The 12,663-nt window shown below is 43.4% G+C and carries 13 protein-coding genes; all 13 read left to right on the top strand.

Translation table 11 applies throughout. The features are described 5' to 3' along the window. Positions 1 to 219 precede the first annotated feature (219 nt). The 13 genes from ACFSRY_RS19460 (at position 220) to hisIE (ending at position 12,649) form a co-directional block, all read left to right on the top strand. A complete protein-coding gene (locus ACFSRY_RS19460; RefSeq protein WP_377512128.1) occupies positions 220 to 1,722 on the top strand; it encodes a M20/M25/M40 family metallo-hydrolase in 1,503 nt (500 codons plus the stop codon). 248 nt (positions 1,723 to 1,970) lie between these two features. Beyond that, positions 1,971 to 3,380, top strand: coding sequence for an anthranilate synthase component I family protein (locus tag ACFSRY_RS19455; protein ID WP_377512124.1), 1,410 nt, complete (start codon positions 1,971 to 1,973; stop codon positions 3,378 to 3,380). Between the two features lies 1 nt (position 3,381). Further along, positions 3,382 to 3,945: an anthranilate synthase component II gene (locus ACFSRY_RS19450; RefSeq protein ID WP_377512121.1), complete on the top strand. Its 564-nt coding sequence runs from the start codon at positions 3,382 to 3,384 to the stop codon at positions 3,943 to 3,945. Between the two features lie 70 nt (positions 3,946 to 4,015). Beyond that, the gene (trpD, locus tag ACFSRY_RS19445) at positions 4,016 to 5,026 is read left to right on the top strand and encodes an anthranilate phosphoribosyltransferase (protein WP_377512118.1); all 1,011 of its coding nucleotides are present in this window, start codon (positions 4,016 to 4,018) and stop codon (positions 5,024 to 5,026) included. Positions 5,027 to 5,069: 43 nt separating this feature from the next. Next, positions 5,070 to 5,885: an indole-3-glycerol phosphate synthase TrpC gene (gene trpC / locus ACFSRY_RS19440; protein WP_377512115.1), complete on the top strand. Its 816-nt coding sequence runs from the start codon at positions 5,070 to 5,072 to the stop codon at positions 5,883 to 5,885. Next, on the top strand, positions 5,882 to 6,508 hold the full coding sequence (locus tag ACFSRY_RS19435; protein ID WP_377512112.1) for a phosphoribosylanthranilate isomerase: 627 nt from the start codon (positions 5,882 to 5,884) through the stop codon (positions 6,506 to 6,508). The genes trpC and ACFSRY_RS19435 overlap by 4 nt, the downstream gene beginning before the upstream one ends. A 119-nt stretch (positions 6,509 to 6,627) precedes the next feature. After that, complete coding sequence (trpB, locus tag ACFSRY_RS19430; RefSeq protein WP_377512109.1) at positions 6,628 to 7,818, top strand: tryptophan synthase subunit beta; 1,191 nt, start codon at positions 6,628 to 6,630, stop codon at positions 7,816 to 7,818. Continuing rightward, entirely contained in the window at positions 7,808 to 8,584 is a 777-nt protein-coding gene (gene trpA, locus ACFSRY_RS19425) for a tryptophan synthase subunit alpha (protein ID WP_377512105.1), read from the top strand. The genes trpB and trpA overlap by 11 nt, the downstream gene beginning before the upstream one ends. A 2-nt stretch (positions 8,585 to 8,586) precedes the next feature. Next, positions 8,587 to 9,597, top strand: coding sequence for a bifunctional 3-deoxy-7-phosphoheptulonate synthase/chorismate mutase (locus ACFSRY_RS19420; protein WP_377512101.1), 1,011 nt, complete (start codon positions 8,587 to 8,589; stop codon positions 9,595 to 9,597). 328 nt (positions 9,598 to 9,925) lie between these two features. Then, a complete protein-coding gene (gene hisH, locus ACFSRY_RS19415) occupies positions 9,926 to 10,507 on the top strand; it encodes an imidazole glycerol phosphate synthase subunit HisH (protein WP_377512098.1) in 582 nt (193 codons plus the stop codon). Beyond that, complete coding sequence (gene hisA / locus ACFSRY_RS19410) at positions 10,507 to 11,226, top strand: 1-(5-phosphoribosyl)-5-[(5-phosphoribosylamino)methylideneamino]imidazole-4-carboxamide isomerase (protein ID WP_377512095.1); 720 nt, start codon at positions 10,507 to 10,509, stop codon at positions 11,224 to 11,226. The genes hisH and hisA overlap by 1 nt, the downstream gene beginning before the upstream one ends. Next, positions 11,220 to 11,978 carry an imidazole glycerol phosphate synthase subunit HisF gene (hisF, locus tag ACFSRY_RS19405; protein WP_377512092.1) on the top strand — a complete coding sequence of 253 codons (759 nt, stop codon included), beginning with the start codon at positions 11,220 to 11,222 and terminating at the stop codon, positions 11,976 to 11,978. The genes hisA and hisF overlap by 7 nt, the downstream gene beginning before the upstream one ends. 59 nt (positions 11,979 to 12,037) lie before the next feature. Beyond that, the gene (hisIE, locus tag ACFSRY_RS19400; protein WP_377512089.1) at positions 12,038 to 12,649 is read left to right on the top strand and encodes a bifunctional phosphoribosyl-AMP cyclohydrolase/phosphoribosyl-ATP diphosphatase HisIE; all 612 of its coding nucleotides are present in this window, start codon (positions 12,038 to 12,040) and stop codon (positions 12,647 to 12,649) included. The last annotated feature ends 14 nt before the right edge of the window (positions 12,650 to 12,663 follow it).

Raw genomic sequence — 12,663 nt, 5'->3', positions numbered from 1 at the left:
ATATAATTTGACTCCTTTATCAGATAACTAAAAGACTAAAGGAGAAACTATTGCTATTTTTCAAGCAAGAATTGCACCAGAACGAGCATTTCATACTGTCGTAATACAAAAGAACAGTAATTCAGTTGCTTATCATCAACTATAAAAGCATGCTATTTCTTTAACTTTCCAAATACAGGAACACAAGTACCTGATTTTTCCGTTGTATGGATGAAGCGTATGGTAAATCTCAAAAAATTAGTTTTCTCTTTCCCTCTGTTGTATCTGCTGTCCGTAGCCGTAGTTGCTCAAAGCACCATTTTTCCTGTGTCCTTAAAAACACGAAAAACAGCAGTAAATAAACTTGCAGATGTAATCCAGTTCCAAACTGTTTCCTCCTTAAATCAGGAACAGTTCCGTTATAAAGAGTTTAAGGCTCTCCATGCCTATTTACAGGATGCTTTCCCACTTATTGAAGAAAACCTGACCCGGAATGTGGTGAATCAATACAGTCTTTTGTATACCTGGAAAGGAAGCAATTCAGACCTAAAGCCTGTGTTGCTCAGCGCGCATATGGATGTAGTGCCTGTAGAGGCAGCTAGCGAAGGTGGCTGGCAGGAGGAACCTTTTGCCGGAGTTGTTAAAGAAGGCTTTATATGGGGCAGGGGGACTATGGATGACAAGTATAGGGTAATGGCAATCATGGAAGCCGTAGAAAATCTGCTGGAGAAAGGCTACCAGCTAGAGCGGACCGTATACCTTGCTTTCGGACACGATGAAGAAGTTGGAGGATATGAGGGAGCCGGGAAAATCAGTGCTTACCTTGCTGAACAGGGGGTAGAGCTGGAAGCCGTTTTTGATGAAGGGCTGGCCATCGCAGAAGATGTTCTGCCGAGCATTAGTGAGCCTTTGGCACTTGTTGGAACAGCTGCTAAAGGGAATATCAACCTTAAGCTGACAGTAGAGGGAACCGGAGGGCATTCATCCGTACCACCCAAAGATTCCCCTATTTACATTCTTGGCAATGCCATTTCAAATTTACATGCCAAACCTTTTAAAGCACGAATGACACCCACCACCAAAGAAACAGTAGCTGTGCTCGCTAATAACCTAGGAGGGAAGTACCAATTCGCCATGCGTCATTATTACCTGTTTAAAGGAAAAATATTAAAGATGCTGGCAAAAGACAGGGCTACTGATGCCCTGATACGCACGAAAATGGTACCTACTATCCTGGAGGCTGGAGACAAATATAACGTTTTACCACGTATAGCTACAGCCGTAATAAACGTTCGTATTTTAAATGGGGAAACAGATGAAACTGTACTGCGGCATATCCAAAAAGCTATAGACGACGATCGCGTTAAAATTGAGGTACATGGCGTATACACACCACCCTCGCCGGTAACTGCTACAAATACGCAAGTATTTGAATCTTTAAGAAAGGCTATAGTTGATAATTTTGAAAATGTTCTTGTTGTGCCTGCGCTCTTTCCTGGATCAACTGATTCAAAACATTATACAAATCTTACAGATAACATCTTCAGATTTGCTCCACAAGTGGTAAACCGCAAAAATGCACAGTTAATACATAATGTGGATGAACGGCTTGCAATAGATGTATATGAAAGGAGCATCACCTTTTATGATTCCCTGATCAGAAACACCTGTGGAAAGAATGCGGAAATGAATATGGTTTCAGATGATGATCTTAATGAATCTGTTGGTGTACTAGGCAATTAATATATAAAAAGCTTTTTATTTTTAGATTAAGCTCATACATTTGCAACACAAGCGAAATTATTACGCTTTCTTAAAAAGAACAAATGACTAAGAATCTTCATATGGCATGGTGGTGGCACGTTACAGAAAGTTTCGTGAACAGCACAGCTATAGCTAATATGAAGTAAGAGTATAGCATCATAAAAGGTTTAAAGGCCCGCTGTTCATTAGAGCAGCGGGCCTTTTTATTAATTTCCTTTACCAGGTATATGAAAAAATATAAAATCAGTACTTCTTACAAGCGGCTCCTTGCAGATACGCTTACTCCGGTGAGCGTATACCTCAGGCTACGTGATCGTTTTCCGAACAGTATATTGCTGGAGAGCTCAGATTATCATGGCGCAGAGAACAGCTTTTCCTATATATGCTGTAGCCCTATGGCCAGTATCAAAGCTGAAAATGAAGTGCTGACGGAGACTTACCCTGATGGCAGCAAAAGCTCGGTGCCTATATCAAAAGGTGTTGACGTACCAGGCGCCCTGGCTGCCTTTGCCAAAAGTTTTGAGGTGGAACAAAATGGCTTTGCCTTTATTAACAATGGCCTGTTTGGATACATGAACTATGACGCAGTCAGGTATTTTGAAGACATTGATTTAAATCTGCGGGAAGATCGCCAACAGATACCAGACCTTTACTATGCTGTTTACCGCTACATCATTGCCATTAACCACTTTACCAACGAAGCCTATATTTTCTCGCATAGCTATAATCAGGATGATGAAAATGGGATTCAGCAGATTGAGGTTCTTTTAAACAGCCGTAATATCCCCAGCTACACTTTCAGCACCAGTGGCGAAGAAGCCTTTAACATTGGCAGCGATGAGTTCTTGAAAAATATAGAGAAAGCAAAACAGCATTGCTACAGGGGAGATGTTTTCCAATTGGTATTATCCAGAAGGTTTGAGCAGGCTTTTCAGGGTGATGAGTTTAATGTATATAGGGCATTACGGTCAGTTAACCCATCTCCCTACCTTTTTTATTTTGACTATGGCAACTTCAAGATATTCGGGTCATCACCCGAGGCTCAATTAGTAATCAAAGACAAAAAAGCGAGCATTTTCCCTATAGCGGGTACTTTCAAAAGAACAGGAGATGATGCCGCAGATGCAGCCTTGGCTGAGAAATTATTAGCAGACCCAAAGGAGAACGCTGAACATGTGATGCTGGTTGATTTAGCACGAAACGACATTAGCCGCAACGGCCACAGTGTGGAAGTAGAAACCTTCAGGGAGATACAGTTTTACTCGCATGTTATTCACCTGGTCTCCAAAGTTTCGGGCCAGCTACATAACCAGGAAGACTCTTTGAAGATGGTTGCCAGCACCTTTCCTGCCGGCACACTATCCGGGGCTCCCAAGCATAAGGCAATGCAGTTGATTGATAGGTATGAAACAACAAACCGTGCATTTTACGGTGGGTGTATCGGCTTTCTTGATTTCAACGGTAATTTTAACAGCGCCATTATGATCCGCTCTTTCCTGAGCAAAGACTATAAGCTATTTTATCAGGCAGGAGCAGGTATTGTAGCAGCCTCTGATCCACAGAGTGAACTGCAGGAGGTAGACAATAAACTGATGGCATTGAGGAAGGCATTAGAATTAGCACAGAAGATCAATTAAAATGAAAGTACTTGTCATAGATAATTACGACTCTTTTACTTACAACCTGGTACATCTGCTGCAGGAATTAGGTGCAGATGTAACCGTAAGGCGCAATGACAAAACCACTTTAGAGGAAGTCGCTACTTTTGATAAAATCATGTTATCGCCAGGTCCGGGAATTCCCGACGAGGCAGGCATGCTGAAAGAAATCATACACACGTTCGGGCCGAGTAAGAGTCTTTTTGGTGTATGCCTGGGGCATCAGGCAATAGGTGAGGTGTACGGTGGTAAATTGTTCAACAGCAATAAGGTATGGCATGGCATCTCAACTACTGTTAAAGTGGTAAGGAAGGATGAGCCGTTGTTTAAAAACCTCCCTGAACAGTTCAGAATAGGGAGGTACCACTCCTGGTTAGTGGAGCAGGAATTACCTGAACATTTAGTGCCCACAGCTATAGATGAAAAAGGGCATATCATGGCCATGCGCCACAAGGAGTATAATGTGTGTGGCGTGCAGTTTCATCCGGAATCTGTGCTAACAGAACACGGAAAGGAAATTATAAGGAACTGGTTAAGATCATAATACTATCTATAAGCTATAGTAAACTATTTTAACCGGAAACCAGAACGTATAGCGCCTTCAATCAGATAAAATGAAAGAGATACTTAACCATTTATTCGAACATAAAACACTTACCAAGGATCAGGCCCGTGAAGTGTTGGTCAATATTGCTTCAGGAAAGTACAACCAGAATCAGATTTCAAGCTTCCTGACCGTTTTCATGATGCGCAGCATTACAGTGGAGGAACTTGAAGGATTCCGTAATGCACTTCTGGACCTGTGCCATCGTGTTGACCTGGATGCCTATAACCCGATCGATCTTTGTGGCACGGGAGGCGATGGCAAAGATACTTTCAACATATCTACGCTTTCATCTTTTGTGGTTGCAGCTAACGGAGTACATGTTGCCAAGCACGGAAATTACGGGGTTTCTTCCTCTTGTGGCTCATCTAATGTACTGGAGGCGTTGGGGATTAATTTCACTACAGATACAGATGCCTTAGAGCGAAGCATAGACAAGTATAACATCTGCTTCTTACATGCGCCCCTGTTTCACCCGGCCATGAAGAGTGTAGGCCCGATCCGGAGAGAGTTAGGTGTAAAAACTTTTTTTAATATGCTAGGGCCAATGGTGAACCCTGCCTTCCCGAAGCGACAGATGGTTGGTGTGTTCAGCCTGGAGCTGGCACGCATGTACGGTTACTTATATCAGCAACAGCCGGAGGTACGCTACAGTATCATTCACACCCTGGATGGGTATGATGAAGTTTCCCTGACCAGCCCATTTAAAGTTATCTCCGACCAGAAGGAGTCGCTTTTAGACGCAGAGGTTCTAGGCCTGCCGCGTTTGCAGCATGAGCAGATAAAAGGAGGAACTGACGTGGCTGATTCTGCCCGCCTATTTATGAAAGTTTTGAAAGGAGAAGGAACCACAGCACAAACAGCCGTAGTAGCAGCGAATGCTGGCATGGCTCTTAAAACAGCTCGCCCGGAACTGGAAATCAAAGAAGCTGTTGCAATAGCAAAAGAAACACTTGAATCGGGTAAAGCTTACCACTTATTTAACAGATTAGTAACAGATCAAAAGGCAGTAGGAGCCTGATTTGTATAAAGACATTCTGAATAGAAAATCTAATAGAAAGAACATGAACATACTAGACGAAATAATCGCTCATAAACACAAGGAAGTTGCGGAAAGAAAAGCGCTCTATCCTGAAAAGCTACTGGAGAAAAGTCTTTATTTTGAAACTGCCTGTCTTTCTATGGAGCGCTACCTGCTCAGGCCAGACAAGAGCGGAATCATAGCTGAAATCAAACGCAAGTCTCCTTCTAAAGGAGATATCAATCCCTATGTTTCAGTAGAGCGTACTTCTATCGGTTATATGCAGGCCGGTGCTTCTGCACTTTCTATACTTACGGACCTGACCTTTTTCGGTGGTAAAAATGAAGACCTGATTACTGCACGAAAGTATAACTACTGCCCGATACTCCGCAAAGATTTTACAGTAGATGAATACCAGATCCTGGAAGCAAAGTCTATTGGTGCTGATGCTATTCTGCTTATCGCTGCGGCCTTGCCTGCAAAGCGTGTTAATGAGTTAGCTTCTTTTGCTCGTTCATTAGGGCTCGAAGTTATTCTGGAGGTACATAACCTTGAAGAGTTACAGGAAACGTATTGCCCGGAAGTGAATGTTGTTGGGGTGAACAACCGTAACCTTAAAACCTTTAAAACAGATGTGGGTTTGTCTTTCGAGTTAGCACAGCATATCCCGGCTGGTGTTACAAAAATATCTGAAAGTGGTTTAAGCCAGCCAAAAACACTTATGGAATTAAAGGAGGCTGGTTATAACGGGTTCCTGATTGGAGAAACCTTTATGACCAGCAGCAGGCCTGAGCAGGCGGCAGCCAGGTTTATCAAAGAATTAAAAGCCTTGCAGGATAAAAAAGAAGTTGTAGCATGAAAGTAAAGGTTTGTGGCATGCGAGAGCCGGAGAATATACGCCACGTAGCGGCACTTGGTCCGGACTACATGGGGTTCATCTTTTATGAGGGGTCCAAACGGTTTGCTGAAGGCCACATTACACCAGAGCTGTTAGAGGAATTGCCTTCTTCTATCCAGAAAGTGGGCGTGTTTGTAAATGCATCAACAGAGGTTATAAAGGAAACAGTTTCTAAATATGGCTTGGATGCAGTGCAGCTACATGGACGGGAAACTCCCAGGCAATGCACAGAAGTTAAGGAATTGGGGGTAGAGGTAATCAAGGTATTCTCTGTGGATGATAAGTTCTCCTTTGAGAATGCTCTTCTTTACGAATCCTGTGCTGATTATTTCTTATTTGATACACGCGGTAAAGAATATGGCGGTAATGGCTTTCCCTTTGACTGGGAATTACTAAAAGATAATCTCTCGCCCAAACCATACTTCCTTAGCGGCGGCATTAATCCAGATAATGTACAGCAGGTAGATAAGGTTCGACCAAAGCCATTCGCAATAGATGTGAATAGCGGCTTTGAAACAGAGCCTGGTTTAAAGGCGGTTGCGCAGGTGAGGCTCCTGTTGGAACAATTCAAAATCAGGGATTAACATAATTGGAAGGAAAGGTTAAATGAACAAGCGGATCATCAATAGGATGTTTTTAATTTTAAACAGTTCCGGGTCCCACCATTTCTAATCTATAATTTCTAATTCATAATTTAAAATTTATGAACTACAACGTTGATGAAAATGGCTTTTATGGCAAATTCGGAGGTGCTTACGTCCCTGAAATGCTGTATCCTAATGTAGAGGAACTACGCCAGAACTATTTAAAAATAATGCAGGAGCCGGACTTTCAGGAGGAATTGCAGGCACTGCTAAAAGACTATGTTGGCCGCCCTACCCCCTTATACTTTGCTAAACGCCTTTCGGAGAAATATAATACTAATATTTACCTGAAGCGGGAAGATCTGAATCACACCGGTGCGCACAAGATTAATAATACGATCGGTCAGATTTTATTGGCAAAGCGACTGGGTAAGAAAAGAATCATAGCCGAGACTGGAGCAGGACAGCATGGTGTGGCAACAGCTACGGTATGTGCGCTTATGAACTTGGAATGCATCGTATACATGGGTGAAGTAGACATTAAACGTCAGGCGCCTAATGTAGCCAGAATGAAGATGTTAGGGGCGAAAGTGGTGCCTGCTATCAGCGGCAGCAAAACATTGAAGGATGCAACAAATGAGGCAATCCGGGACTGGATAAATAACCCGGAGGATACCTATTACATCATCGGTTCAGTGGTAGGGCCACACCCTTATCCGGATATGGTAGCCCGTTTTCAGGCAGTTATATCTGAAGAAATAAAAGCCCAGTTACTGGAAAAGACAGGCAGTGAGAATCCGGATTATGTAGTAGCCTGTGTGGGTGGCGGCAGCAATGCCGCAGGTGCCTTTTATCATTATCTGAATACCCCGGAAGTAAAATTAGTAGCAGTGGAAGCCGCTGGTTTAGGTATTGATTCCGGGGAGTCTGCTGCGACTTCTGTGTTGGGTAAGATAGGGGTGATTCATGGAAGCAGAACCTTGCTTATGCAGACAGAGGACGGCCAGGTAACAGAGCCATATTCTATTTCAGCCGGTTTGGATTATCCGGGAGTAGGGCCTATGCATGCTCATCTGTTTGATTCTAAACGTGCCATATTTGAAAGTATAACTGATGAAGAGGCTTTACAGGCTGTGCTTGAATTAACGAGGCTGGAAGGGATCATACCAGCCCTGGAATCTGCACATGCACTTGCTGCTATCGGAAGAATTGGTGCCAAGCCCGATGAGGTGGTGGTAATTAACCTTTCCGGCCGTGGCGATAAAGATCTTACAACTTACCTAGAACGCTTTCAATTAGATGGAGAATAGAATAAAAAAACTTTTCGCTAACAAAGCCAAGGGCCTGCTGTCGGTTTACTTCACAGCTGGTTACCCGAACCTGGAGGATACTGTACCAATCATTCTTGAACTCGAGAAAAACGGAGTAGATATGATTGAAGTGGGCATGCCATTTTCAGATCCCCTTGCTGACGGCCCCACTATTCAACAAAGCAGCGAAATAGCCTTACGGAATGGCATGACTATTCCTAAGCTGTTCGAACAGCTACAGGAGATACGGAAACACACACAGATCCCGCTTGTACTAATGGGCTACCTGAATCCGGTGATGCAGTATGGCGTAGATCGGTTTTGCCGGAAGGCAAAGGAAACAGGCATTGACGGCATCATTTTGCCTGATCTTCCTTTAGCAGATTATGTGCGGGAATATAAACAGCTGTTTGAGCAAAACAACCTGAGCAAAGTATTTCTGGTTACGCCACAAACCCCGGAGCAGCGGATAAGAGAAATTGATAGTCACACCAACGGGTTCATCTATATGGTTTCATCGGCCTCTACTACCGGTAGCACAAATGGTAAAGCCGTTGCCAATACAGATTATTTCCAGCGAGTTGGTCTGATGGGGTTAAAGAACCCTAACATTATCGGGTTCGGCATTCACGACCGTGATACTTTTAACCAGGCCTGTAATCACTCCAGTGGTGCAATAATTGGAAGTGCTTTTATTAAGGCACTTGCACGGGAAGGAAGCCTGGAGCAAAACATTCAAACATTTATCCAAAGCATCAAAAACTAACCATGATCATACAACTACAGCAAGGTATTCCTGCTGATCTGAAAGAAAAAATCCTGCAACAGGTAAAAACTGTTGGTTTTAAAGGGACGGAAGTGCTGACGCAAGAGGGGCATTACATTGTTGGAATCGGTAAGAAGGATTTTGACATACGAACTATAGGTCAACTTCCGGGAGTAGCCGATATTCATCGTGTTTCAGATGAGTATAAACTCATCTCGCGCAAATGGAAAGTTGAACCAACCCGGATTGACCTGGGTGAAGGAGTAGTGATTGGTGAAGGGCAATTCAGCATTATGGCAGGACCTTGTTCTATTGAAAGTGAGAAACAAATAGAGTTAGTGGTGGAGCACCTGAAAGCAAATGATGTGAAAATCATGCGCGGTGGTGTTTTCAAACCTAGAAGTTCTCCCTACGCTTTCCGTGGTCTGGGACTTGAAGGGCTACAAATGTTCTACAGAATCTGTAGGGAGAATGGGATAAAGATCATTACAGAAGTAATGCAGGTATCGCAGATAGAAGACATGGTTGATTATGTAGATGTGTTCCAGGTAGGAGCAAGAAACAGCCAGAACTTCAACCTGCTTGATTCCTTGGGAGAGGCGCAGAAGCCAGTACTTCTAAAGCGGGGTATTTCCGGCACTTTAGAAGAATTGCTGCAAGCAGCTGAGTATATCTTCTCGAACGGCAATGAAAAAATCATGCTCTGTGAGCGCGGTATCCGGTCCTATGAAGGTGCTTACAGAAATGTGCTGGACCTGAATGCTGTGCCGGTACTTAAAGAGAAAACACACCTGCCTGTTATTGTTGATCCTTCGCATGGCATAGGCTTGCGTAACTATGTTGAACAAATGTCACTGGCAGCAGTAATGGCAGGGGCTGACGGCGTAATATATGAAACGCATCAGAAACCAGAAGAGGCCTTCTCCGATGGCCAACAGACCGTAAACTTTCAGGAATCTGAGCGTCTGATCAAGCGTATGCGGAAGGCCTACGAGCTGCGGGAGAGTTTTTAAAGTTAATTTCTTTAACAAAGGAGTTGGAGCTTGTTAAGCTAACAGTGTTTCTTTGATGCTTGTGGTGAAAAGTTTCTGAGAATCTGCTATACTTTATACTACAGATCTTTTACCTTTGCAACACAATGAAGGGTACCATGGCACATATGCATCATCATCATGCACGAAGCATTAGTTTCGGAGCCGTCTGCCTATGGATTTGCTAGAAGTACAAATAAAACATATCCAAAAGCCTGACTCCGAACAGAGTCAGGCTTTTTTTATTTTTATTGAGGCTGAGGCATTGCGTCCTTGATTTACCAGAATTTCTAATTCATAATATATATAAATGAACTTAGTTATAGTTGATTATAAAGCAGGTAACGTTCAGTCGGTGCTGTTTGCACTGGAGCGGCTGGGGGTACAAGCGACCTTGAGCAGCGACTTCGAAACCATTAAGGCAGCTGATAAAGTTATCTTTCCTGGTGTGGGTGAGGCCTCTTCCGCTATGTTGCAATTAAAATCCCGCAACTTAGATAAACTACTACCAGAGCTAAAGCAGCCTTTCTTTGGTGTATGCCTGGGGATGCAGCTACTGTGTAAGCACTCTGAAGAGGGTGATACAGACCTTTTGGGGATTATTCCACTGCAGGTAAAGCGGTTTCAGACTGAGTTGAAGGTGCCACACATGGGCTGGAACCAGTTAGAGGGGCTTAATTCACCTCTTTTTGCTGGTATTCAGGAAAAAGAATACGTGTATTATGTTCACAGTTACTATGTGCCGCTGAGTGAGTATACCATAGCACAGACTTCTTATCCTGAACCATTCTCAGGAGCCTTACAATATAAAAACTTTTATGCCGCGCAGTTTCACCCGGAAAAAAGCGGACCTGCAGGTGCACAAATTCTGAAGAACTTTTTAGCCTTATAATGGAAATTATACCAGCAATTGATCTGATCGGAGGCCAATGTGTACGCCTTACCGAAGGAGACTTTTCCCAGCAAACTACTTATGATAGTAATCCCCTTGAAGTAGCTAAACGTTTCGAGAGCCATGGTATAAAGCGCTTACACTTAGTAGACCTGGATGGTGCCAGAGCTCGAAAGCCAGTGAACCTTGCTGTACTCGAAACCATTGCGGCCAACACTGGTTTAGTTATTGATTTCGGTGGTGGCTTACAATCAGAAGAAGCGGTGAAGCAAGCTTTTGATGCTGGTGCCTCTCAAATAACTGCCGGTAGCATTGCCGTTCGCCAGCCCGAAACGGTCAAAGACTGGCTATTAAAGTACGGTGCAGAAAAGATTATCATTGGCGCAGACTTCAAAGGTACAAATATCGCCATCAGTGCCTGGACGGAGGAGAGTAAATATCCCTTGCAGGATTTCATTTCTGGCTACGTTAAAACGGGAGCTCGTCTTTTTATCTGTACAGATGTTAGCAAGGATGGTAAGCTTCAGGGACCATCATTAAATACGTATAGGCACCTGAGCCTTACTTTACCTGATGCAGGCATTATCGCGAGCGGTGGCGTAACCACAATTGAAGACCTGGAGGAGTTACAGGAAATTGGAGTGAAAGGCGCTATCATTGGTAAAGCTATTTATGAAGGCACCATACATTTAAAAGATTTAGAACGATTTATATGTTAACTAAACGCATAATCCCTTGCCTTGACATAAAGAACGGGCGCACTGTTAAAGGTGTGCAGTTTGAAAACATAAGGGATGCAGGTGATCCGGTGGAACTGGCAAAATGGTATGCCGAGCAGGGAGCTGATGAACTGGTTTTCCTGGACATTACAGCTACAAATGAAGAACGCAAAACCTTTGCTGAGTTAGTACGTGATATAGCCCGGCATATCGATATTCCCTTTACAGTAGGGGGAGGCATCAGTGCTGTAGCAGATGTGGAGGTTTTGTTACATGCTGGAGCTGATAAGGTATCAATTAATTCTTCTGCTATAAAAAATCCCCAGCTTGTTGAAGAGCTGGCGAGGCACTTCGGGAGCCAGTGTGTAACTGTTGCTATTGATACCAAACATAAAGATGAAACAGGCTGGAAAGTTTATACCAGAGCCGGCACCATAGAAACAGAACATAGCACGGTAGACTGGGCAAAAAGAGTAACTGACCTTGGAGCAGGTGAAATTCTGCTGACCAGTATGAATAATGACGGAACCAAGGCTGGATTTGCATTAGGAGTAACGGGTGAAGTTGCCAAAGCTGTTTCAGTACCAGTGATTGCCTCAGGTGGTGCAGGCACCAAACAGCATTTTGCAGAAGCATTTGAAGTTGCACATGCTGATGCCGCACTTGCAGCCAGTTTGTTTCATTTCCGGGAGCTAAGCGTTCCTGAACTGAAGGCATATTTAAAGGAAAAAGGTGTAGCAGTACGTATTTAAATTTTCAGGGGTTTATTACTTGCTCTTGCAGAATTCTTAATCATTTGAAATTTATAAAAGTGGAATTAGACTTTGAAAAATCCGGAGGCTTAGTGCCTGCTGTAATCCAGGATAATGTTACTAACCAAGTGCTTATGCTTGGCTATATGAATAAGGAGGCTCTTGAAAAAACAAGACAGGAAGGTGTCGTAACGTTCTTTTCACGTACAAAGAACCGCCTCTGGACCAAGGGTGAAACTTCTGGCAATATCCTGCAGGTAGTCAGTATTACCCGCGATTGCGATAATGACACCTTGTTGATCAAAGTTAACCCTAACGGGCCTACCTGCCATACTGGAACAACCAGCTGCTTTGGAGAGGAAGAGTCCGCAAATCGTGCCGAAGCTATACGTTTTATAGCACAACTAGAGGAGGTGATACAGCAACGCAAGGTAAACCCGCTCGAAGGTTCCTACACAAATTTCCTGTTTGATAAGGGAATCAATAAAATAGCCCAGAAAGTAGGAGAGGAAGCCGTTGAGACTGTAATTGATGCTGTAGCAGGCAAGTTAGATACAATGAAAGGTGAGGCTGCAGATTTGATGTATCACTTGTTAGTATTGTTGTCCGCTTCAGGTCTTGAGCTCAAAGATATAGTTGCAGTTCTAAAGGAACGACATAATAAACAGTAGATAAATGTTCAATA

The sequence above is a fragment of the Pontibacter locisalis genome (assembly GCF_042684605.1).
GTDB lineage: Bacteria > Bacteroidota > Bacteroidia > Cytophagales > Hymenobacteraceae > Pontibacter > Pontibacter locisalis.
Note: the sequence above shows the minus strand (reverse complement) of the source record. Positions and strands in the feature narration are given on the sequence as shown.